Raw genomic sequence first — 22,122 nt, 5'->3', positions numbered from 1 at the left:
ATCGGCTGGCGGCTTGTGCCGACACGTCCGCCCCAGCAGATTGGCGGCATGACCCATACCCTTCCCGACAGCTTCGCTCTCGATCCGGCCTCGCGGCGCCTGCGCCTCGACCCGCGCGATGCCGGTTTCTTCCAGGATCCCTATCCCGCCTATGCGGCGCTGCACCGCGCCGGCGCTCCCGTCTTCTGGGAGGAGCTCGGCTGCCTAGCCATTGCCGAGCACCGGCTGATCTCGGCGCTCCTGCGCGATCGGCGCTTCGGCCGCATTCTTCCCGACGAAACCGGTCGGCCCGAAAGCCCGGCGGTCTCTGAGAACGGCCGCAACTTCTTCGCCCTGGAACTCAACTCGTTGATGGAGCTGGAGCCGCCGACGCATACGAGGCTGCGCAGCCTGGTGAGCAAGGGCTTCGTCTCCCGCCGCATCGACCCCCTGGAAGCTTCCATCGCGGCCTTGGCCGACGCGCTGATCGACGGCTTTGCCGGCGAGCCCGCGGTGGACCTCGTCGCGCGCTTCGCCACGCCGCTGGCGGTCGCCGTGATCGCCCGGCTCGTCGGCCTCGGCGCGACGGCGCATGCCGATATGCTCGCCTGGTCGCACAGCATGGTTGCGATGTACCAGTTTGGTCGCACGGCCAGCGTGGAAGCCGCGGCAGAGAAGGCAGCGGCGAACTTTCGCGACTTCATGCATTCGGCGGTCGCCGAACGGCGCCGCCATCCCGGCGACGACCTGATCTCGTCCCTGATCGCGGCCGAGACGGAAGAGGGACGCCTCAGCGAAGACGAGATGGTCGCGACGCTCATCCTCCTGATGAATGCCGGGCACGAGGCGACGGTGCACCAGATCGGCAACGGGGTGAAGGCGGTGCTGGAATCGGGGCTGGACGGCCCCGCCCTGTTTTCCGCACGGGCCGACAGCGTCCGGACGGTCGAGGAGATCCTGCGCTTCGACACGCCGCTCCACCTGTTCCGGCGGATCGCGCTGGCCGATGTCGAACTGTCCGGCGGCGTGCAGGTGCGGCGCGGCGAGGCGGTGGCGCTTCTCCTCGGCGCCGGCAACCGCGACCCGCGGCGCTTCGCCCATCCGGACCGCTTCGATCCCGCGCGCCGGGATGGCGGCCATGTGTCCTTCGGCGCCGGCATCCACTTCTGCCTCGGCGCGCCGCTCGCGCGCCTGGAACTGGTCGTGGCCCTCGAACGGCTGTTCAGAAGCCTGCCGCGGATGCGGCTCGCCGCCCCGCCACGCACCAACGACAGCTGGCATTTTCGCGGTCTCGAACGGCTCGAGGTCGCCCCGTTTTAGATTGAAGGAGCAACGCCGGGCGGACCAGCGCCCTGCCGCTCCGGACGATCATACCTTGACGACGTAGTGCTTCACCGTCGTTTCGACGACGCGCCATCGTCCCCTGAAGCCGGGGCGGATGACAAAACTGTCGCCGGCGCGATAGGTCGTGGCCTCGCCGTCTTCCCCGATGAGGACCGACACACCGGCCACGATGTGGCAGAACTCCCATTCGGTGTACTCGATCCGCCACTCGCCGGGCGTCGATTCCCAGATGCCGGCGAAGAGGCCGTCGGCGGTCTCCTCGAGGTTCCAGGTGCGGTGGCGGGGGGCGCCCTCCGTCACCTTGGACGGGTCGGGCGCGCCGGGTTCCGGCGCGATGCCGGCAAGGTCGAAGCTCATCAGGAGACGGGCCATGGAAAAATCCTCGCGCAGGGTAGTGAACAAGTTCGGCGAGGCCGCGTTTGTCCTGCAGTGGGGCGCCTGGTCAACTCAGCGCAAGCTTGTGAAGCCATCATGGGCGACCAATCGGAGGAGACGTCCATGACTGCAGGAGACTTTGCACAGTTCGTCGGTTTCTTCGTCGCCATGACCGGGGTCGCCAGCTGTCTCGGCTGCCTCGTCGACCGTGGCCTCATCGCCTGGCGATTGAGCCAACGGGTCGACGAGGAGTACTGACGCCCGTCAGACCTTGGCCAGCGCCTGATCGAGATCGGCGATGATGTCGGCGACGTTCTCGATGCCGACCGAGAGACGCACCACGTCGGGCCCGGCGCCTGCCGCCACCTTCTGAGCGTCCGTCAGCTGCTTATGGGTGGTGGACGCCGGGTGGATGACCAGCGACCTGGTATCGCCGATATTGGCGAGATGCGAGAACAGTTCCAGCGCCTCGACGAAGGTGACGCCGGCGTCGTAGCCGTCCTTGAGGCCAAAGGTCAGCACTGCGCCCGCCCCCTTCGGCGCATAGGTCTGCATCGCCTGATGATAGCGGTCGCCGGGCAGGCCCGCATAGGACACCCAGCCGACCTTGTCGTGACCCTTGAGATAGTCGGCCACTTTCAGCGCGTTGTCGCAATGGCGCTGCATGCGCAGCGGCAGGGTTTCGATGCCGGTCAGGATCATGAAGGCGTTGAACGGCGAGATCGCCGGCCCGAGATCGCGCAGGCCGAGCACCCGGCAGGCGATGGCGAAGGCGAAATTGCCAAAGGTCTCGTGCAGCACGACGCCATTGTATTCCGGCCGCGGCGCCGAGAGCATGGGATAGTGATCGGTCGCCGACCAGTCGAAGGTGCCGGCGTCGACGATTGCCCCGCCCATCGAATTGCCGTGTCCGCCCATGAACTTGGTCAGCGAATGCACGACGATGTCGGCGCCGTGCTCGATCGGCCGGCAGAGATAGGGACTGGCCATGGTGTTGTCGACGATCAGCGGCAGGCCGTGCCGGTGCGCGATCTCGGCGATTCCGGCGATGTCGCAGACGATGCCGCCGGGATTGGCGATGGATTCGATGAAGATCGCCCGCGTCTTGTCGGTGATCGCCGCCTCGAAGCTCTGGAGATCGTCGGGATCGCCCCACTTGACGCGCCAGTCGAACGACTTGAAGGCGTTGGTGAACTGGTTGATCGACCCGCCGTAGAGGCGACGGGAGGCGACGAACTCGTCGCCTGGCTGCATCAATGTCTGGAAGACCAGGAGCTGGGCGGCGTGGCCGGAGGCTACCGCCAGCGCCGCCGTGCCGCCCTCCAGCGCGGCGACGCGCTCCTCCAGCACGGCCTGGGTCGGGTTCATGATGCGGGTGTAGATATTGCCGAACTGCTGCAGGCCGAACAGAGCGGCGGCATGGTCGACATTGTCGAAGACGAAGGACGTCGTCTGGTAGATCGGCGTCGTGCGCGCCCCCGTCGACGGATCCGGCTGCGCGCCGGCATGGATGGCCAAAGTCTCGAAACCGGGCGTCGTCGTCATGGCTCTTGATCCTCCCTGATCATTGGTGGCGCCCGTCGATCTTGGACGCGGGCTTTTCCCAGATGAAGCGGACCAGCGTCCAAAAGGAAAGGGCGACGGGGAATATCTTTGCGCGCCCGGCCTGCCGCCGCCCCCGTCACCCCGCCGGCCGGTACTGTCCGAGGTCATTTGCCGAGGAGTGTTCTCAGCCTTTCGGCGGACGGATGCCAAAGCTCTGGAAGCCGCTGCGCAGGGTCGGCTTCTTCGAGGAGAGGATGCGCGAATTCACCCCGTTCCAGCCGATCTCGCCGGAGAGCCGGGCATATTCGATCTTCGGGCAGCGATCCATGACGACGGCAAGCCCCGCCGCCTCCGCCTTCGACGCGGCCGCCTCATGGCGCACGCCGAGCTGCATCCAGACAACCTTCGGCAAGGGGTCGAGGGCCAGGGCCGCGTCGACGATGCCGGGGACGGCGTCCGGGCTGCGAAAGATGTCGATCATGTCGACCGGCTCCGGGATAGCGGCAAGGTCCGCGTAGCAGGCCTGGCCGAGAATGCTGCCGCCGGCCTGGCCGGGATTAACCGGGATTACCCGGAATCCCTTGCCGAGGAGATAGCGCATGACGAAGTAGGACGGCCGCTGCTCCTTTGGGCTGGCCCCGACCATGGCGATGGTCTTGACGCTCGACAGAACGCCCCGGATCATCTCGTCGTCATAGACGAGCGGCGTCACTGCCCGGTCCACACCGGCTTGCGCTTGCCGAGGAAGGCGGCGATGCCCTCGCCGGCATCCTTCGCCAGCATGTTCTCGACCATCACCCCGGCGGCGTAGTCATAGGCGTCGGCAAGGCCCATCTCGGCCTGGCGGTAGAAGGCCTCCTTGCCGGTCTTCACCGTCAGCGCCGACTTCGAGGCGATGGTGTCGGCGTATTTGTCGACGACGGTGGCGAGATATTCCGGCGGCACGACGCGGTTGACGAGGCCGAAATCGCGGGCCGAGCGCGCGTCGATGGTCTCGCCGGTGAGCAGCATCTCCATCGCGTGCTTCGGGCTCATATTACGCGACAGCGCCACCATCGGCGTCGAGCAGAACAGGCCGATATTGACGCCCGGCGTGCAGAAGGCCGCTTCCTCCGAGGCGATGGCGAGGTCACAGGAGGCGACGAGCTGGCAGCCGGCAGCGGTGGCGAGCCCCGCCACCTCGGCGATCACCGGAACGGGATGGCGCACGATCGCCTGCATCAGGTCGGCGCATTTGCGCATCGTCGCCTCGAAGAAGGCGCGGCCGGCATCCTCGTCGGCACGGTGGGCGGTCATTTCCTTGAGGTCGTGCCCGGCCGAAAACACCCGGCCGGCGGCGGCGATCACCACCACGCGGCAATCGGGATCTTTCGCCGCCTCGGCGAGCGCTTCCATCAGCGCGTCTATCATCGCCATCGACAGCGCGTTCGTCGGCGGGCTGGACAGGCGGATGCGGTGCAGGCCCCGCGCCCGCTCGACGGAAACCGGATGGGCAAGGCCGGCATCCGGCAGTGTGACGATATCGGCCATGTCGTTCTCCTCTGGGCTCACCGGCGCGTCGTGGCAGCCAGTCGGTCGCGTCGCGGACATCTGTAGCCAACCCGCGCCAAAAAGTCGTTCGCCGCGGTTGATCCTAACCGACGCGCGGCGATCAACGCGCGTTGACGATCTTCTCCCGTGCCGCCTGCGCGAGAAAGCCGCTGCGCCCTCCTGGAAAGGTTTTGGCAGCGACGTCGATCGCCTCGAGCAGGTCGCCGTCCAGTGTGATGTTCACCCGCTGTGTCTTGCGGCCGGGAACGAAGGCTGGAACGGATGCCACGATGGCCCCCTCGAAATCGACGGCGAATTCGGGATCGCCGCGCAGCGCATCGAGGCTTCGCGCAGCCGGCACCGTATCGCCGTCTTCCAGCATCAGCGCGATGTGACCGTTGAGGGCGTCGGTGCCGCGCGCAAGCACGTCATCCAGCGTATCGCCGCCGCTGACGCAGCCGGGAAAATCGGGAAAAGAGATGCCGAAGCCGCCGCCCTCGGCCGCGTGGATGACCGCGATCACGCGCATGCTATCTCCTCTGGCCCCAATCCCAGCCGGCCTGGCGATAGATCGAGCGCAGCGTGCCGATCGGGATCGTGTCGACCGGGTGAGTGACCGTGACCTTGCCCGGCTTGTCGGGGGGGACGTAATGGCGATGATCGCCGGTGGACTTGCGGTAGGTCCATCCCTCCGCCTCCAGCATCCGGATCAGCTCCCGGCTCGAAAGCGCCTTCGTCATCGCCACCCCGCACATGATCATACACACGCGAAATTTGTCGGTCAAACACCACCCGTGGACGCCGCGAAAGCCGCCGACTAAATTGCGGTATTATGATACCACTATGGTTATCCCGTTGTTTTTACTGCTATAACCTCTTCTTCAACGCTTAAAGCCGTCTTGACGAATGCCACAACCCCCGCTACAGACCGTCCCAGAGAGCGGCAAGTGCCGCGCTTTTCGTTTGGCGCCCGTAAAGAGCGCCGCATTGACGCTCATCCAAGGGTAGACCTTATGAAAACCTTCTCGCAGAAGAACGAGACGGTGGTGAAGAAGTGGGTCCTGATCGACGCCGAAGGGCTCGTCGTCGGCCGCCTCGCCTCCATCATCGCGCTTCGCCTCCGTGGCAAGCACAAGCCGACCTTCACCCCGCACATCGACGACGGTGACAACATCATCGTCATCAATGCCGACAAGGTGGTGTTCACCGGCAAGAAGTTCACCGACAAGACCTATTACTGGCACACCGGCTATGCCGGCGGCATCAAGCAGCGCAAGGCGCGGCAGATCCTCGAAGGCCGCTTTCCCGAGCGCGTCGTCGAGAAGGCCGTCCAGCGCATGCTGCCAGAGGGCCCGCTCGGCCGCCAGCAGCTGAAGAACCTGCGCGTCTATGCCGGTTCGGAGCATCCGCACACCGCGCAGACGCCCGACACCCTCGACGTCGGCGCGATGAACACCAAGAACCGGAGGGCTGCATAATGGCCGATCTGAATTCGCTCCAGAGCCTCGGCAGCGTCGAGACCCTCGTCGAAGCCCCGGTCCACGTCCAGAAGATCGACTCGCTCGGCCGCGCCTATGCGACCGGCAAGCGCAAGGACGCGGTCGCCCGCGTCTGGGTCAAGCCCGGCTCGGGCAAGATCATCGTCAACGGCAAGGAATTCGCGGCCTATTTCGCCCGTCCCGTGCTGCAGATGGTGCTGCGCCAGCCGATCGTCGCCGCGGCCCGTGACGGCCAGTTCGACATCATCGCCACCGTCGCCGGCGGCGGTCTGTCCGGCCAGGCCGGCGCGGTTCGCCACGGCATCTCCAAGGCCCTCACCTATTACGAGCCGGGCCTGCGCGGCGTCCTCAAGAAGGGCGGCTTCCTGACCCGCGACAGCCGCGTCGTCGAGCGCAAGAAGTACGGCAAGGCCAAGGCCCGTCGTTCGTTCCAGTTCTCCAAGCGCTAAGCTTTCGGGGTTCGAGTTTTGGAGAGGCCGGCGGCAACGCCGGCCTCTTTTTTGTTGATGAGAAGTCCCTTCAGACGGTCTATAAGCCCTCTTGAATTTCCGAACAAAACATGAACATATAGGTGCGCCTGCGGTACTTCGAATGTCTCTCCAGGGAGCCAGCGATGACGCCTGCCGTTCGACTGATCGTCCTCATCCTGATCTCCCTCTTCGCCCTGCCGTCGACGGGTCGGGCCTTCGCCCCCGCCGCGACGCTCGCCGGCGATGCTGGTGGGGCGCGACGCTGCAGAGCAGCCGATCCGCCCGCAGGCTTCGATGAAGTATCCTCCAGCGCGGCGGACTCGAGCAACCGGAGCCTCCGGCGTATCTCCGCGGCAGATGTCTTGAGAAGCTCGCCCCTCGCTCTCGGCAATCCGTTTTACCCCGCCGATATCGTGGCCGCCGAACTCGGCGTTGACGCTTGGGCGCTTGAGAATCTCGATTTGCTGAGCCTCGATGAAATTCTCTGGCGGTGGGATGGGCTCTACGGTTTTTTCCTCTTCCCCGCCGCGGACGACGCCCCCGAGATCGCCCTTGCCATGGGCCGAGCCGGTCTTCAGCGCCAGCGGGCGGCCCTGCAGGCCGCCATGCGGCTGTTCGGAAACCCCTTTCCCCGAGACAGCCAGGAGCGCAGCCGCCGCAACGCCTTCATGACAAGCCCGGCTGGCATCCCCTCGCCTTTCGACATCGCCCTGCGGTTCCAATCGCAAGCCTCCGGCTCGCTCGACGCGTACGACCAGGAACTGGAAGAGGCGATCGCCCGCGACCGCTGTTTATCGGCTGCCGTTGCGGCGCTTCGCGCCATGCTGCGGGATCACCAGCGACTCTTGCGCCTGATTGACTGGCTGTCCCGGGATATCGATGTCGATGCGAGTACGCCGGCCTATCGCGAAGCGGTGCTGAGCCTTCCGCTGGAATTCCGCACGCTTTACCTGGCGAGCAGGCCCACGATGACTCACGCCAGCGGCCTGCAGGGTATGTTTGCCGGCGGCGACGGCGCGCTCGCGCCCGAAATCGCGCAGGCGTTGGAAGACCTCAGACTGGCACAACAGGCCGCAGTCATCCGTGAAGGAATTGCGATGTTCGGACCGAGCTTTCCGATCTCCACGGTGGAGCGGCGGGAGTTGTTCTTCGCCTCCGCCGGGATATCGCCCCTCGACCGCAATCTCCTGGACCTCAGCGCGCGCATCGACCGCGGCGCCATCGTCGACGCAATGGTCCTGCGCGCTCGAGCCGACGGCGTGCTACCGCGCTGACGGGCCGATGATCAGCCGCACCGTCTGGTCCCCGACGACGGCGCGAACGGAAGCCATCGCCCGGCTTCATTCTCCGCCCGCTTTCGGCTACAGCGCGGGGCACCAGCAGCGGAGCGCAGCCCATGGCCTCGAAATCGATCGACAACGCCTTTACCGCCACCGATATTCTCGGCGGCGCCAGCGACCCGACCTATGCCGGCATCGCCTCCTTCATGCGGCGCAAGCTCAGCAAGACGCCTGCAGGCGCCGACGTGACGGTCTGGGGCATTCCCTTCGACGCTTCGGTATCGAACCGGCCGGGCGCGCGCTTCGGCCCCGCGGCGCTCCGGCGGGCCTCGCAGATCTTCGACAACGATCCGCAATATCCCTTCCACCGCGACCTGTTCGAGGCGATGAGCGTCGTCGACTATGGCGACTGCCTCATCGACTACCGCACGCCCGAGACCGCGCATGCGCTGATCCGGGCCGAGGCGCAGGCGATCCTCGACCAGACCGGCTTCCTCCTGACGCTCGGCGGCGACCACTCGATCACCTTCCCGCTTCTGCAGGCGCATGCCGACCGGCACGGCGTGATGTCGCTGGTGCATTTCGACGCGCACCAGGACACCTGGCCGCTGGCGCAATCGGCCGCCGGCGAGCGCGTCGACCACGGCTCCTTCCTGACGGCGGCGGTGAAGCACGGCCTCGTCGATCCCGCGACCTCGATCCAGATCGGCATCCGCACCCATGCGCCCGAGACGCTCGGGCTGGAGATCATCCACGGCAACGCCGTCGAGGATCTCACGGCCAGCGAGATCGCCCGGCGCATCCACGAGCGGACGAAGGGAAGGCCTGTCTATCTCTCCTTCGACATCGACTGCCTCGACGTCGCCTTCGCGCCCGGCACCGGCACGCCCGTCGCCGGCGGCCCATCGAGCGCGAAGATGCTCGGCGTCCTGCACCGGCTGAAGGACCTCGGCATTGTCGGCGCCGACGTGGTCGAGGTGTCGCCGCCCTACGACCATGCCGACATGACGGCCATTGCGGGCGCGACGGTCGCCCTCTATGTCCTCGGCATCCTGGCCGAACGCAAGGCGGGATGACGAATCCACGCAGGCCCTTGCGGGACCGAACTGACAGGCCGATTCACCCTGTTCAGAAACTGATTCAACGGGCTGACCGTCCTGAGTCAGGAAAATCCCGCAACCCATTGATCAGCAAGACGGAGTAAGGCGATGGCGGACAAGATCAGGATCGGCGTGCTCGGCGCCAGCGGCTATACCGGGGCCGATCTCGTGCGCCTCGCCGTCCGCCATCCCAACATGGAAATCGTCGCGCTCACCGCCAACAGCCATGCCGGCAAGCCGATGCGGCAGGTGTTCCGGCACCTCGCCCACGTCCCCCTGCCCGACCTGGTGAAGATCGAGGACGCCGACTGGGGTTCCGTCGACGCGGTGTTCTGCGGCCTGCCGCACGGCACCACGCAGGCGATCACCAAGAAGATCTTCGAGACCTATCCGCAAGTGAAGATCATCGACATGTCCGCCGATTTCCGCCTGCGCGACCCCGCGACCTACAAGGAATGGTACGGGCTCGACCATGTCGCCACCGACATCCAGCCGGAAGCCGTCTACGGCCTCACCGAACACTACCGCGCCGACATCGCGAAGGCGCGGCTGATCGCCTGCCCCGGCTGCTATCCGACCGCCGTGCTCTTGGCGCTGCTGCCGCTGGCGGGCGCCGGTCAGATCGACTTCACCGATCTCGTCATCGACGCCAAGTCGGGCGTCTCCGGCGCCGGCCGCAGCCTGAAGGAGAACGTCCTGTTCTGCGAGGCGGGCGAAGGAATGTCGCCCTACGCCGTCGGCAAGCACCGGCACATGGCCGAGATCGAGCAGGAGATCGGCAAGGTCGGCGGCATTCAGGATCTGCGCGTCAATTTCACGCCGCACCTCATCCCGATGAGCCGCGGCGAGCTGTGCACCAGCTATGTCAAGCTCGTCGGCGGTGCCACCGCGGCGGACCTGCGCAACACGCTCGTCGAGGCCTATGCGGACGAGCCCTTCGTCACCGTCGCCGACGAGGGCGTGCTGCCGCAGACGCAGATGGTGCGCGGCTCGAACTATGTCGTCGTCAACGTCGTGCCCGACCGCATCCCCGGCCGCGCCATCGTCATCTCGACGCTCGACAATCTGGTGAAGGGCTCGGCCGGCCAGGCGATCCAGAATTTCAACGTCGCCTACGGCCTGACCGAGACGACCGGCATCGAGCAGCTGCCGCTGTTCCCCTGAGACCTCGCGGCGTGCCGGGTCCCATGGCCCCGGCACGCCGGTCGAGTCGGGGCCCGGCGGGCCGGTCTACGGCGTCATGCCGGCGGCGTTCTCGATCGGCGCCCGGCGCCCCTCGGTCACCTTCGGTCGCACCCGGCCCGAGGGCCTCGTGTCAACGGCGTAAGGCCCCTTCAAGGCGCGGGCATGGGCGACGGCGAAGCCGAGCACGACCAGCCCGCCGGCCTGGTGCATCAGGCCCCAGCCGATCGGGATCGCGCCTTCCGCCAGCAGGAGCGTGGTGATGCCGATGCCGGCCTGCACCAGCACCAGCGCCAGCAGCACCGCCGAGCGACGGGCATGGGTGCTCTTCGGCGCCTGCCGGAAACTGGCGAAGACATGCATGAGGACGACGGCCAGGAGCAGATAGGCGCCCATGCGGTGCATGAACTGCACCGTCATGACGTTTTCGAAGAAGTTGCGCCAGGCCGGCTGCATGATGAGCAGACCCTCGGGCACGACGGCACCGTCCATCAGCGGCCAGGTGTTGAACGAAAGCCCGGCGTTCAGACCGGCGACGAGGCCGCCGAGATAGATCTGCAGCAGCGCCAGGAACAGGATCAGCAGCGACGCCCGCGCCGACTTCGCCGATGGCGGCGCATCGGGCGAATGCTGCGCAAGGCCGCGCGCCACCCAGAGGGTCGCGGAAAAGATCAGGCAGGCGGTCGTGAGATGCACGGCGAGGCGGTACTGGCTGACATCGGTGCGCAGGACGAGGCCGGAGGCGACCATCCACCAGCCGATCGCCCCCTGCAGGCCCCCGAGCGCCAGGATACCGACGAGTTTCGGCTTTAGCCCGGCGGGAATGCGGCCGCGGATCCAGAAATAGGCGAGCGGCAGCGCGAAGACGAGGCCGACGAAGCGGGCGAGGAAGCGGTGCGCCCATTCCCACCAATAGATCGTCTTGAAGGCCGACAGCTCCATGCCCCGGTTGATCTCCTGATATTGCGGGATCTGACGGTAGAGCTCGAACTCCTCCTGCCACTCGGCGTCCGACAGCGGCGGCACGATGCCGTGGATCGGCTTCCATTCGGTGATCGACAGTCCGGATTCGGTGAGCCGCGTCGCGCCGCCGACGACGACGAGCGCGAAGACGATCGCCGCCACGACATAGAGCCAGATCCGGATCGCGCGGCGATCCCGGCGCGCCTGTGCGGACATGGCCGCGGAATCGGCCGATACGCTCTCGGATGCAGTCGCCATGAGATCCTCGCTCTATCGCTCGCCGTGGCAGCCGGCCTCGGTCCCGGCCGCGGAAGTCCGGGTGATGTGACCCGAACGGCCGGATGATTCAAGCGACACAAGCGTCGCAGGCGCAAGGCTGGTGTTTTCCAACCGACCTGACTAAGCCTCAGATAGCGTCACAGGGGGAAAGAGCCCATGTCCATCCGAATGAAGAAGCTCATCGGCACGGTGGTGATGATCATCCTCGTCTGCCTGTACGCGATCTTCGCGACCGCCTACGCCTCGCTCTATCTGGCCGATTCCAGCGGCCTAACGCACCTGGCCTTCTTCTCGATTTCCGGGCTGCTCTGGGTGGTGCCGGCCATGCTTCTCATCCGGTGGATGGAAGGCTATCGCGGCAAGCCGCGCCCCTGAAGCGGGACGCCGGCCCCTTCCGGGCACGGCCGCAGCCGCGGCGTATCGGCGCCGTCAGCCGGGCAAATGAGGGTCGGTGCCGCGTTCCTTCCACAGGCCGGGCAGACCGGACATCAGCACGTCGACATAGCGCGGGTCCTGATAGTAGCCGTTGAGCGACAGGCGCGGCAGCGCGTGCATGTTGACGGCGGACCGCGCCGTCAGCGCATGCAGCCGTGTGGTGAAGGCGGCGCGGTAGCCGAGGCGCGCGGCCATGTCGAACTCGCGCGGCCCGCAGGCATCGCGGAAGCCGTAGGGGTAGGCGAAGAAATCGGGACGGCGCCCGAGCTCCTGGCCGATGACCTCGCGGGATTTTCCCATTTCCTCCGCGAGGTCCGGCTCCGACAGGCGGGCGAGCCGCGGATGCGTCATGGAATGGGCGCCGATCGTGCAGAGCGGATCCTGCGAGAGCGCCCTCAGCCTGTCCCAGTCCATCACCCGCGCGCCCGGGTCGAGCTCGGCAATGCCATTGGCGGCGGCGATCCGGCGCACCTCGACGTCGATGTCGCGCTCGGCGCAGCGGCTCCTCAGATAGATGCTCAGCTGGTCGAAGACGCCACACTTCTCCGGCGCGGTGCGGGCGGGAAGCGGCTGGGCGGAAAACGGCACCACCACCGCCGGGTTGTCGCGCACGACCTTCTCGATCATTTCCCACCAGGGCAGGATCGAGCCGTCCGAGAGGCCGGGGGCGACGAAGATCGCGTAGGGGACAGCCTCCCGGCGGAAAACCGGCGCGGCGTGCTCGTCGTTGTCGCAATAGCCGTCGTCGAGCGTGAAGGCGGCGAAGAAGCGGCCGGTGTCCCGTCCTTCGGCCTTCGCCGCAACGCGCTGGGAAACTTCGGCAAGGTCGACGAACTCGACGCCGCGGTCGCGGAGATGCCCGATCACAGCCTGGAGAAAGGCCGGCACGACGCGCAGATGCCCGTTCGGCGGGAAATTGCCGTTCGGCTCCGGCGTCACATGGTGCAGCGTGAAGATCGCGCCGAAGGGCCGCGTGCGCCGACGGGCGAGTCCCGCCGCGCCCGACCGCCAGAGGGCGTTCAAGACGCCCCGTCCGCCCCGTGTCTTCCAGTCGGCCATGTCGCCTTCCGAGGCAAGCGATCGCGACATGCGATTCTCCCGCGCCTTTCGCTCTTCAACGTCGTTCCGGCAAGCCGACGGGCCGTTGTGGCTTCGCTCGTCGGCCGATCGCACCCTGAGACCCTAGAAGGCGATTGTTAAAATTTCTATGGCAAGAGAAGTGTCGTCGGCAGCGCAACCTCGGGAGGCAGGCCATCACTTCCTTGCAGGACATGCCGCCCGCCTTCCCCTCGCCGCCCAGACTGCGCTTTCAGGCCGCCGGGCCCAGCGAAAGCTGGCCGACGGCCCCCCTCGCCGGCACGCCGTTCCAGTCGCCCGGCTTCGTCGCCGCGTGGCAGAGGACGCGGGGCGCCGCCATGCGGCGGGCACCGCTGCTGCTTCTGGCGGAAGACGCGGACGGCCTTGCCGCCGCCCTGCCGCTGGAGATCGACCGCCGCGGCCCCTTTCGCGTCGTCCGCTTTCCCGCGGAGACCCACGCCAATGCCAATGGCTGGTGCCTGCGCCCCGGCGCCGGCGCGCCGGTGCTCGACGGCGCCTCGATCGCCGCGGCGTGCGACGCCGCCGGGATTCGCATAGACGCGCTCGACCTGCACCGCATGCCGGACACTTCCAGCCTCGGCCCGGGCTTCGCCATTCGCCCGGCGCCGGAGGAACGTTTCGCCATCTCGCTGGCGGGCGGCATCGAGACCGTCCTGGCGCGGGGCAATGCCAAGCGCAAGCGCAAGAAATTCCGCTCGCAGCAACGTTTCTTTGAGGCGCAGGGCGGCTACGTCTTCGGCGACACGCCGGCCGTGGGCCGGGCGGCGGCGCTCGCGACCTTCTTTGCGCAGAAGCGCGCGCGCTTTGCCGATCTCTCGCTGCCGAACCCCTTTGCCGATCGCGGAATCGAAGCGTTTCTCGCCGACCTGTTCGGCGCCGCCGGGATCGACACGCGGCTCTACACCATCGTCAGCGCCGGCAGCATCAAGGCGATGATGGGCGGGGTCGTCGCGGATGGCGTGTTCTGGGGCATGTTCTCGTCCTTCGCTGACGATGCCGACGCCGATGTCAGCCCGGGCGAGCTGCTGCTCTGGCACCTCGTCGAGCAGCTGTCGGCCGAGGGCCTGGCGCTGCTCGACCTCGGACCGGGGGAAGAGCGCTACAAGCGGTCATGGTGCGACCGGGTGGTGCCGCAATACGATGCCGTGCTGGCCCTGACGACCGCCGGCCGTGCCTATGTCGCGGCCGCCCGGCTGCGCGGCCGGCTGGTCGCGCGGATCAAGTCCGATGCCCGGCTGAAAGGCGCGGTCCAGCGCCTTCGCCGGATCTGGCGCGGCGACTGAGCTTGCTAAGGCCAGCAAAGCCGGCCAGCCCTCGCCGTCACGCGGCGCGGCGGCGCTCGGCGATATCGTCGGGGGCGCCGAGATTCATCAGCACCACGTCGTCGAGGCCGGCGTCGGCGAGTTTCTGCATCATCGCCTCGCCTTCTTCCTGCGCGCCCGGCTCGACCGCGACGATCAGGGCGGCATTGCCGTCCATCAGGCGCAGGAGCGTGTCGACCGGCAGGTAGCCGCAGTCGACCATGGTGCAGTCGTAGACCTTGCCGAGCGCCTCCAGCACCACGCCGACCTCCTCGAAGGCGGCTTCGTCGGTGAGGGAAAGGCCGGCCGAGGACATGACATGGGCCGAAGTCCTGAGGTCGCGGTGGATGAGGTCGGCGAAGGAAGCCGTGCCGTCGACCACGTCGCCAGTGGCGAGCGCGTCGTCCGGAACGCCCATGGCGCGCGCCGCCGCGCTCGTCGGCGTGAGATCGACGAGGATCGTCGCGCGATCGTGCGCGGCCAATTCCCGTGCCAGGACGACGCCGGCGGGCCGGCCTTCCGCATGCGCGGACACCACCAGGACGCGCGGCACCGCGCTGTTGAGCAGGGCCTCGCCGAGCTCTGCGGCATTCGTCAGCTCGCTGTCGGGCGCCGAGGCGGGAGACGCCAGCGGAAGCGGGGCCGCTTTTGCCGTGTCGGCCGACTCGTGGGCCGGCTCCAGCCGGTCGCGGACCGACAGCGGGCTCGGCCTCAGAGCACGGCCGGAGAACAGCTCGCGCAGCAGGAGCGCGATCGAGGCGAACAGGAAGCCGGCGACGCCGGCCGCCGCGGTGATCGGCACGACCTTCGGAAAATAGGGTTCGGCGGGCAGCTGGGCCTGCGAGAAGACCCGCGCGTCGACCGGCAGATAGTCGCGCGAGCCGCGGGCGATGGCCTCGCGGTAGCGCGTCATGTAGGTCGCCAGCAGCTGGCTCTGGGAATCGGCCTCGCGCTCCAGCGAGCGCAGTTCCACTTCCTCGCTGCCGGCCTTGGCGGAATCGGCCTTTAGGCGCTCCATCTCGGCCGTCAGGGCGATTTCGCGCTGGCGGGCGGACTCGGCTTCGGTTTCCAGCGAGGCGCGCACCTTCGCGGCCTCCCGGGCGATCTCGGTGTCGAGATCGCGCCGCTGCGAACGCAGCGAGCGGATCCGGGGATGGTTTTCCAGAAGCGTCGTCGAAAGGTCGGCGATCTCGGCCTTCAGCGCCACCTCGCGCTCGCGCAGCGCCTGCACCGTCGGCGACGCCAGGACCTCGGCGACGGTGTCGAGGGCAAGCCCCCGCTCGATCGCGTCCTGCACGCTGCTCGCGCGGCTCTCCGCGGCCGCGCGGGCGGCCCGGGTCCGCGAGAGCTCGGTCGCGATTTCCGACAATTGCTGCGTCGCCAGGACGTTCTGGTTCTGGCCGACGAGAAGGTCGGAGTTGGCCCGGTAGGCCGCGACCTTGCTTTCGGCATCCTTCACCGAGACCTGGAGATCGGCGATCTCCTGCTCCAGCCAGCCGGTGGCATTGGTGTTGGAGGTCAGGAGCGCCCCCTTCTGCCGGCTGAGATATTCGTTCGCGATGGCGTTGGGGATGTCGCGGGCGAGCGCCGGGTCCTGCGAGGAGAACTCGATGACGAGAACCCGCTGGTTCTCCTTGCGATAGACCTGGAGCTTTTCGCGCATCTTCTCGACGATCTCGCCGGGGGCCGAGTCCGTCTCGGGGCGGACGCGCGTGACGATGCGGTCGATCAGCGAGGTCTCGGGCGCAAACTCCTCGCGCCCGGCGAGCTGGAACTTCTCGGCGACGTCGCCGAGGATTTCCGACGAGGTCATCAGGGAGACCTGGCTCTCGACGCTTTCGGGGCTGAGCGTGCCCTCGGCGGCGTTGGTCGATGTATCGCTTCGGGTGAAGGCGGATTCGCGCGTCTCGATGACGATCTGGGTCTCGGCCTTGTAGACCGGCGGAACGAGCGTCGCGATGGCGAAGCCCGCCCCGGCGAAGGCGACCGTGGACAGGAGCACCGCCAGCTTGCGGGCCCACAGGGCGGACGCCAGGCGGGCGATATCGATGTCGACATCGTTCTGATCTGGTCCAACCCTCGACATCGCTTCTCTCCGGCTCGCTCTAGGCCAAGAAAATCCTCCATTAAGGTAACTGAGTGGTTAACGGCCCTAGTCACTGATCATTTTCGGTGTGGTTTACGATCGATTAACCCTAACGAAGCTATAACGGCTGGCGGCCGGCTGCGGCCTGGGCGGAGAGGACGAGGTTGACCGGTATGGGTATTCGAAGCATGGGACTTCTGTGCCTGATCGGGTCGATGCTCGGCGGCTGCGCCAGCTATCAGCCGACACCCCCGGCCTTCCACGACGTGCTCAACGAGCCCTACCATCTCGACAGCGGTGACCGGGTCCGCGTCACGGTGTTCGAGCAGGACGGGCTGACCAACACCTATGCGGTGGACAAGGGCGGCTATTTCTCGATGCCGCTGGTCGGCACCGTTCCGGCCCGCGGCAAGACGACGAAGCAGCTCGAGACGCTGCTGTCGCAGAAGCTGCGCGACGGCTTCCTGCGCGATCCCGACATCACCGTGGAAGTCGACCAGTACCGCCCCTTCTTCATCATGGGCGAGGTTGGCACGGGCGGCCAGTATACCTATGTCCCCGGCATGACGGTGCAGAACGCCGTCGCCATCGCCGGGGGCTATTCGCCCCGCGCCGAACAGAAGACGGTCGACGTCACCCGTCAGGTCAACGGCAATGTGGTCACCGGCCGGGTGCTGACGTCCGACCCGATCCTGCCGGGCGATACCCTCTTCATCCGCGAAAGACTCTTTTAACCGGTCTCGGACGCGGACTTTAAACGAGTTCGGCGTAGGACTTGAGGGACGGTGCCAGCCTTGGCGCCAAATCGCACATGCGGTTGTCCCGACACTCCATGCCGAGCGACTGGTCCCATGAAGCAGCTCCGTATCGTCCATTGTTTCCGCTCGCCCGTCGGCGGAATCTTTCGGCATGTGCGAGACCTTATCGACGCCCAGATCGCCGAAGGCCACGCGGTCGGCATTCTCTGCGATTCGATCACCGGCGGCGCCTTCGAGGAAGAGCAGATCGCGGCCCTCGCCCCCCGCCTGTCCCTCGGCGTCCACCGGGTCACCATGCGGCGGTCGATCGCTCCGTCCGATCTCGTCGACCTGTTCAAGACCTATCGGCTAATCCGCGACATCGCACCCGACGTGCTGCACGGGCACGGCGCCAAGGGCGGGGCCTATGCCCGGCTGGTCGGCACGGCAATCCGGGTCGGTGGCGGCCGCGCCGCCCGCCTTTACACGCCACACGGCGGCAGCATGCACTACGATCCCCACACGCTGGGCGGCCGCCTCTTCTTCACGCTGGAGCGCCTTCTCGAGCGGATGACGGACCATCTCCTGTTCGTCTCGGAATACGAGAAAACAGCCTATTTCACCAAGGTCGGCCGGCCGGCCGTCGACTCCTGCGTGATCTACAACGGCCTGTCGGAGCCGGAGTTTGCCGCTGCGCCGATCGACCCCAATGCCGCCGACTTCCTCTACATCGGCATGCTGCGCCCGCTGAAGGGCCCGGACATCTTCATCGAGGCGCTCGCCGACATGGCCCGGTCGACCGGCACCCTTCCCACGGCCGTCGTCGTCGGTGCAGGCGAGCAGAAGGCGGAGCTGGTCCGCCGCGCCGAGGCCCTCCTTCCCGGCCGCGTCGTCTTCCACGAGCCGATGCCGATCCGCCAGGCGCTTCCGCTGGCCAAGGTCATGGTGCTGCCGTCGCGGGCGGATTCCCTGCCCTATGTCGTGCTCGAGGCCGTGGCCGCCGACCGGGCCGTGGTCGCCGTCGATGTCGGCGGCGTCCGGGAGATCATTCCGCCGGCGCTGCAACCGCTGGTCAGGCCCGGCGACGCCCCGGCGCTGGCCGCGGCGATGGCCGAACGCCTCCATCAACCTCTCGGCAATCCCGAACCGCTGATGCAACACCTGCGGCAGCGCTTTGCCATAACCAAAATGGCGGCGGACACGATGGCAGCCTATGCGAGGGCGGTCGAGCATTGCCGCAGGCCGGTCGTCCGCAGCCGACCGGTCGTCGCCGCGGTTCGCCTCGAGGAACGGGTGCCGACGGTCCCGGCCCCGCACGCAAAGAAATCTTAGCATGATTGCCTTACGCTCGCGCCGCGACGCCGGCCTCTGCGCCCGCTCCGCTTGTGGGGCCGCGCGGGTCGCCGAGACGTCGGGGGATGGCGGACCGGCGCGCCGGTGCGGGAGGGGTCAGCATGAAACATGACGCAAGCCATCCTTTCTCGCGCGGCGCCATCCAGGCGCTGCCGGCGGAAACCGTGCCGGGTGTCGTCCCGCCGCTGAACAGCTTCGCCGCCCGGACCGCCGCCCAGTTCGAAAAGCAGGTGATGTCGCCGAGCCTTCTCAGCGGCATCTGGCGGCTGGTAGAGTTCGCGCTTCTGCTGGCCACGGCGCAGCTCATTTATGTCGCCTATGTCGGCCCCAGCCACGGCTCGTTCCCGCAGTATTTCCTGGTGTCGCTCCTCGGCGCCGTGATCGGCGTCCTCGGCATCCAGCTCGGCCATGGCTACGAGATCGCGACCATGCGCTCGCGCCTGAAGCAGGTCGCGCGGGTGACGATGGCCTGGTCGGCGACCATCGCGGTCGTCGCCGTCATCCTGTTCTTCCTGAAGGCGCAGTCCGACTATTCGCGCGTGTGGATGGGCGCCTGGTACCTGACGGGCCTGTCGACGCTGATCGCGGCGCGGCTCGTTCTCGGCATGAACATCCGGCGCTGGGCGCGCAACGGCGTCATGGAGCGCCGCGCCGTCATCGTCGGCGGCGGCGAAGGAGCGGAGTCGCTGATCCGGGGTCTCGAGCGCCAGGACGACAACGACATCCGCATCTGCGGCATCTTCGACGACCGCAACGACCGGCGCTCGCCGCCGATCGTCGCGGGCTATCCCAAGCTCGGCAATATCCAGGAACTGGTCGAGTTCGCGCGCCTCGCGCGCATCGACATGCTGATCGTGACGCTGCCCCTGTCTGCCGAGAAGCGCGTGCTGTCGCTCCTGAAGGAGCTCTGGGTGCTGCCGCTCGACATCCGTCTGTCGGCCCATGCCGCCCAGCTGCGCTTCCGGCCGAGGGCCTACTCCTATGTCGGCCAGATCCCGCTCATCGACGTTTTCGACCGGCCGCTGGCCGACTGGGACGTGATCGCCAAGCGGATGTTCGACCTCGGCATCGCCAGCCTCGCGCTGCTGCTGCTGTCGCCGGTCTTCCTCGCCACCGCCATCGCCATCAAGCTGGATTCCAAGGGACCCGTTTTCTTCAAGCAGAAGCGCCACGGCTTCAACAACCGCGTCGTCGAGGTCTACAAGTTCCGCTCCATGTATCACGACATGTCGGACCCCACCGCCCGGCGCGTCGTCACCAAGGGCGATCCGCGCGTCACCCGCGTCGGCCGCTTCATCCGCAAGAGCTCGATCGACGAGCTGCCGCAGCTGTGGAACGTCATCCTCGGATCGCTGTCGCTGGTCGGTCCGCGCCCGCACGCGATCAACGCCGTCTCGAGCCAGAACGAGGCCTTCGTCGAGATCGTCGACGGTTATTTCGGCCGCCACAAGGTGAAGCCGGGCATCACCGGCTGGGCCCAGATCCACGGTTTCCGCGGCGAGATCGACCAGCAGGACAAGCTGAAGGGCCGGATCGAACACGATCTCTACTATATCGAGAACTGGTCGATCCTGCTCGACATCGCGATCCTGGCGATGACGCCGATCAGCCTGCTCAAGACCGAACACGCCTACTGACATGAGTGTCGCCGCTCCCCCGTTCTGGCCGGCCGAGCGCGCTCTGACCCGGGCCGAGCTCGGCCGACGGCAGTTCGCCATGCTGGCCAGCGGATCGATCGGCTTCGGCGTGTTCCTGTCGGGTTTCGTCATTTCGGAACCCGCGCCCTACGAGCTGTTCATGGCCGGGCTGATCGGCCTCTTCGCGCTGACGGGCGCGCTGAAGATCAGCGCCGGCACGGCGCCGCTGCTGGTTCTGCTGCTGCTGTTCAATGCCGGCGGCCTCGTCGCCCTGACCCAGATGGCGACATTGGCCGGCGGACCGATGTACATCGCCGTGTCGACCTTCCTCGCTTTGTCGGCGGTGTTCTTCGCCGCGGTGATCGAGGCCGACTGGCGGCGCCTGAAGCTGATCTACAACGCCTATACGTTGGCGGCGCTGGCCACCGGGACGATCGGCATCCTCGGCTATTTCAACGCCTTTCCGGGCGCCGAGATGTTCACCCTCTACGACCGGGCCAAGGGCGCCTTCCAGGATCCCAACGTCTTCGGGCCTTTTTTGACGCTGCCGGCGGTCTTCCTCGTCCAGCGCATCGTCACCGAACGCCTGGTGACCGCACCGCTGAAGCTCGTTCCGCTCGCGGTGCTGACGCTCGCCGTCTTCCTGTCCTTCTCGCGCGCCGCCTGGGGCCTCTACGCCTTCTCGATCCTCCTCTCGGTCGGCTTCATGCTCCTCAAGGAGCGCTCGTCCGCCTTCCGGCTGAAGATCGCCGCCATCGCCGCGGTCGGCGTGGTCATGATGATCCTCGTCGTCCTCGTGGCGCTGCAGTCCGAGAAGGTCTCCAGCCTGTTCTTCGAGCGCGCCGAACTGGTGCAGTCCTACGATTCCGCCCGGCTCGGGCGCTTCGCCCGGCATCTTCTCGGCTTCCAGATGGCGATGGAGCATCCGCTCGGCATCGGGCCGCTGGTGTTCGGTCCGATCTACGGCGAGGACACGCACAATATCTGGCTGAAGGCGCTGCTCGACTATTCCTGGCTCGGCTTTGCCGCCTGGATCGTCTTCACCTTCCTGACGCTCGGCATGGGACTGAAAATCCTGTTGCGCGAGCGGCCCTGGCAGCCTTTTCTGATGGCCGCCTACAGCGTCTATGTCGGCCACGTCGCCATCGGCAACGTCATCGACACCGATCACTGGCGGCACCATTATCTCATCTTCGGCATCATCTGGGGCTGCATCGCGCTGGAGCGGCGCTGGCAGCGGCGAGGACCGATGCCAGTAGAGCCCGCGCCGAACGGGCGGGCGATGACCGCCGCCTGAACCGCGGCGGCCGTGTCGCGTGCCGCGGCTGCGGCGCCGCGATTGCCCTCCGTCGGCCGCAAAACGTGGCCGGCCGAGAGCGCCCGGCTCTTTGCCGCTACTTTCCCCAGGCTTCGACCCAGGCGGTCATCTCGGCGATTTCCTCCTCCTGCGCCGCGATGATGCGGCTGGCGAGCGCCTTGGACGCCTCGTCCTTGCCCATCTCCAGTTCCACCTTCGCCATGGCGATGGCTCCGGCATGGTGGGCGACCATTCCGCAGTTGAAGGCGAGATCGGCATCCTTGATGGTCGCGGCGCGCATCATCGGTCCGTCCATCACCTGCATCGCCGCGTGATTGGCCGCCTGCACGGGATCGAGATCGGCGCCATGCGCCATCGGCGCCATCGCCGTGTCCTCGCTGGCCGCCAGACAGGCCGCCGGCAGCACGACTTCCGACGCCGGCGCCCCATGATGCATGCCGGCCATGTCCCCCGTGGCGGCCTTGTCCTGCGCCACCGCGGGACCGAGGAGCAGGGCCGAGAAGAGCGTTGCGAGAAGATGCTGTCGTGTCATGCCTGGGTCTCCGGCTTTCGGTGTGATCCCCGCCATATACGCCGCGACCACCGCCCTTCCAGTCCGGCACGTCGCACAT

At 67.1% G+C, this 22,122-nt stretch carries 23 protein-coding genes; 13 read left to right on the top strand and 10 right to left on the bottom strand.

The window, feature by feature from the left end; all coding sequences use genetic code 11:
* The first annotated feature begins 48 nt into the window (after positions 1 to 48).
* Positions 49 to 1,299: a cytochrome P450 gene (locus tag IEX88_RS08610; RefSeq protein WP_188850165.1), complete on the top strand. Its 1,251-nt coding sequence runs from the start codon at positions 49 to 51 to the stop codon at positions 1,297 to 1,299.
* Positions 1,300 to 1,347: 48 nt separating this feature from the next.
* Here IEX88_RS08610 and IEX88_RS08605 read toward each other — a convergent pair whose 3' ends face one another.
* On the bottom strand, positions 1,348 to 1,695 hold the full coding sequence (locus IEX88_RS08605) for a cupin domain-containing protein (protein WP_188850164.1): 348 nt from the start codon (positions 1,693 to 1,695) through the stop codon (positions 1,348 to 1,350).
* Between the two features lie 126 nt (positions 1,696 to 1,821).
* On the opposite strand from IEX88_RS08605, the gene IEX88_RS27040 reads away from it, so the two are divergent.
* Positions 1,822 to 1,956: a hypothetical protein gene (locus IEX88_RS27040; RefSeq protein WP_274604581.1), complete on the top strand. Its 135-nt coding sequence runs from the start codon at positions 1,822 to 1,824 to the stop codon at positions 1,954 to 1,956.
* Between the two features lie 6 nt (positions 1,957 to 1,962).
* On the opposite strand, the gene IEX88_RS08600 is transcribed toward IEX88_RS27040, so the two are convergent.
* The 5 genes from IEX88_RS08600 to IEX88_RS08580 form a co-directional block, all read right to left on the bottom strand.
* On the bottom strand, positions 1,963 to 3,243 hold the full coding sequence (locus IEX88_RS08600) for an O-acetylhomoserine aminocarboxypropyltransferase (RefSeq protein ID WP_188850163.1): 1,281 nt from the start codon (positions 3,241 to 3,243) through the stop codon (positions 1,963 to 1,965).
* 184 nt (positions 3,244 to 3,427) lie between these two features.
* Positions 3,428 to 3,928, bottom strand: a complete 501-nt coding sequence (locus IEX88_RS08595) for a CoA-binding protein (RefSeq protein WP_188850343.1) — start codon at positions 3,926 to 3,928, stop codon at positions 3,428 to 3,430.
* A 23-nt stretch (positions 3,929 to 3,951) separates the two neighbouring features.
* The gene (locus IEX88_RS08590) at positions 3,952 to 4,773 is read right to left on the bottom strand and encodes an enoyl-CoA hydratase (protein ID WP_188850162.1); all 822 of its coding nucleotides are present in this window, start codon (positions 4,771 to 4,773) and stop codon (positions 3,952 to 3,954) included.
* Positions 4,774 to 4,894: 121 nt separating this feature from the next.
* A complete protein-coding gene (locus tag IEX88_RS08585) occupies positions 4,895 to 5,302 on the bottom strand; it encodes a type II toxin-antitoxin system HicB family antitoxin (protein WP_188850161.1) in 408 nt (135 codons plus the stop codon).
* A gap of 1 nt (position 5,303) precedes the next feature.
* Positions 5,304 to 5,513, bottom strand: a complete 210-nt coding sequence (locus IEX88_RS08580) for a type II toxin-antitoxin system HicA family toxin (RefSeq protein ID WP_188850160.1) — start codon at positions 5,511 to 5,513, stop codon at positions 5,304 to 5,306.
* A gap of 273 nt (positions 5,514 to 5,786) precedes the next feature.
* Between IEX88_RS08580 and rplM the strand changes: the two genes are divergently transcribed.
* The 5 genes from rplM to argC all read left to right on the top strand — a co-directional run bounded on the left by rplM (position 5,787) and on the right by argC (position 10,286).
* A complete protein-coding gene (gene rplM, locus IEX88_RS08575) occupies positions 5,787 to 6,251 on the top strand; it encodes a 50S ribosomal protein L13 (protein WP_188850159.1) in 465 nt (154 codons plus the stop codon).
* Complete coding sequence (rpsI, locus tag IEX88_RS08570) at positions 6,251 to 6,721, top strand: 30S ribosomal protein S9 (RefSeq protein ID WP_188850158.1); 471 nt, start codon at positions 6,251 to 6,253, stop codon at positions 6,719 to 6,721. The genes rplM and rpsI overlap by 1 nt, the downstream gene beginning before the upstream one ends.
* Before the next feature lie 164 nt (positions 6,722 to 6,885).
* Positions 6,886 to 8,016: an FKBP-type peptidyl-prolyl cis-trans isomerase gene (locus tag IEX88_RS08565; protein ID WP_188850157.1), complete on the top strand. Its 1,131-nt coding sequence runs from the start codon at positions 6,886 to 6,888 to the stop codon at positions 8,014 to 8,016.
* Between the two features lie 122 nt (positions 8,017 to 8,138).
* Complete coding sequence (gene speB / locus IEX88_RS08560; protein WP_188850156.1) at positions 8,139 to 9,098, top strand: agmatinase; 960 nt, start codon at positions 8,139 to 8,141, stop codon at positions 9,096 to 9,098.
* Between the two features lie 132 nt (positions 9,099 to 9,230).
* Positions 9,231 to 10,286 carry an N-acetyl-gamma-glutamyl-phosphate reductase gene (argC, locus tag IEX88_RS08555; protein WP_188850155.1) on the top strand — a complete coding sequence of 352 codons (1,056 nt, stop codon included), beginning with the start codon at positions 9,231 to 9,233 and terminating at the stop codon, positions 10,284 to 10,286.
* 66 nt (positions 10,287 to 10,352) lie between these two features.
* On the opposite strand, the gene IEX88_RS08550 is transcribed toward argC, so the two are convergent.
* The gene (locus IEX88_RS08550; protein WP_188850154.1) at positions 10,353 to 11,525 is read right to left on the bottom strand and encodes a COX15/CtaA family protein; all 1,173 of its coding nucleotides are present in this window, start codon (positions 11,523 to 11,525) and stop codon (positions 10,353 to 10,355) included.
* Between the two features lie 177 nt (positions 11,526 to 11,702).
* On the opposite strand from IEX88_RS08550, the gene IEX88_RS08545 reads away from it, so the two are divergent.
* Positions 11,703 to 11,921: a DUF2842 domain-containing protein gene (locus tag IEX88_RS08545; protein WP_188850153.1), complete on the top strand. Its 219-nt coding sequence runs from the start codon at positions 11,703 to 11,705 to the stop codon at positions 11,919 to 11,921.
* A gap of 54 nt (positions 11,922 to 11,975) precedes the next feature.
* On the opposite strand, the gene IEX88_RS08540 is transcribed toward IEX88_RS08545, so the two are convergent.
* A complete protein-coding gene (locus IEX88_RS08540) occupies positions 11,976 to 13,070 on the bottom strand; it encodes a polysaccharide deacetylase family protein (RefSeq protein WP_188850152.1) in 1,095 nt (364 codons plus the stop codon).
* Positions 13,071 to 13,252: 182 nt separating this feature from the next.
* Here IEX88_RS08540 and IEX88_RS08535 point away from each other — a divergent pair, with 182 nt between their 5' ends.
* Positions 13,253 to 14,362, top strand: a complete 1,110-nt coding sequence (locus IEX88_RS08535; protein ID WP_244640008.1) for a GNAT family N-acetyltransferase — start codon at positions 13,253 to 13,255, stop codon at positions 14,360 to 14,362.
* 37 nt (positions 14,363 to 14,399) lie between these two features.
* Here IEX88_RS08535 and IEX88_RS08530 read toward each other — a convergent pair whose 3' ends face one another.
* Complete coding sequence (locus tag IEX88_RS08530) at positions 14,400 to 16,466, bottom strand: GumC family protein (RefSeq protein WP_188850150.1); 2,067 nt, start codon at positions 16,464 to 16,466, stop codon at positions 14,400 to 14,402.
* Positions 16,467 to 16,654: 188 nt separating this feature from the next.
* On the opposite strand from IEX88_RS08530, the gene IEX88_RS08525 reads away from it, so the two are divergent.
* The 4 genes from IEX88_RS08525 (at position 16,655) to IEX88_RS08510 (ending at position 21,490) form a co-directional block, all read left to right on the top strand.
* Positions 16,655 to 17,200, top strand: coding sequence for a polysaccharide biosynthesis/export family protein (locus IEX88_RS08525; protein WP_244639961.1), 546 nt, complete (start codon positions 16,655 to 16,657; stop codon positions 17,198 to 17,200).
* A 117-nt stretch (positions 17,201 to 17,317) separates the two neighbouring features.
* Positions 17,318 to 18,535 (top strand): glycosyltransferase, encoded by a 1,218-nt coding sequence (locus IEX88_RS08520; RefSeq protein WP_188850149.1) that lies wholly within the window; start codon positions 17,318 to 17,320, stop codon positions 18,533 to 18,535.
* A 122-nt stretch (positions 18,536 to 18,657) separates the two neighbouring features.
* Entirely contained in the window at positions 18,658 to 20,193 is a 1,536-nt protein-coding gene (locus IEX88_RS08515) for an undecaprenyl-phosphate glucose phosphotransferase (protein ID WP_188850148.1), read from the top strand.
* A 1-nt stretch (position 20,194) separates the two neighbouring features.
* The gene (locus IEX88_RS08510; RefSeq protein ID WP_373289561.1) at positions 20,195 to 21,490 is read left to right on the top strand and encodes an O-antigen ligase family protein; all 1,296 of its coding nucleotides are present in this window, start codon (positions 20,195 to 20,197) and stop codon (positions 21,488 to 21,490) included.
* 97 nt (positions 21,491 to 21,587) lie between these two features.
* Here IEX88_RS08510 and IEX88_RS08505 read toward each other — a convergent pair whose 3' ends face one another.
* Positions 21,588 to 22,043 carry a DUF305 domain-containing protein gene (locus tag IEX88_RS08505; RefSeq protein ID WP_244639959.1) on the bottom strand — a complete coding sequence of 152 codons (456 nt, stop codon included), beginning with the start codon at positions 22,041 to 22,043 and terminating at the stop codon, positions 21,588 to 21,590.
* Between the last annotated feature and the right edge of the window lie 79 nt (positions 22,044 to 22,122).

Origin of the sequence: Aureimonas glaciei (assembly GCF_014643375.1) — a bacterium.
Taxonomy (GTDB): Bacteria; Pseudomonadota; Alphaproteobacteria; order Rhizobiales; family Rhizobiaceae; genus Plantimonas; species Plantimonas glaciei.
This window is presented reverse-complemented; position numbering and strand designations above follow the sequence as displayed.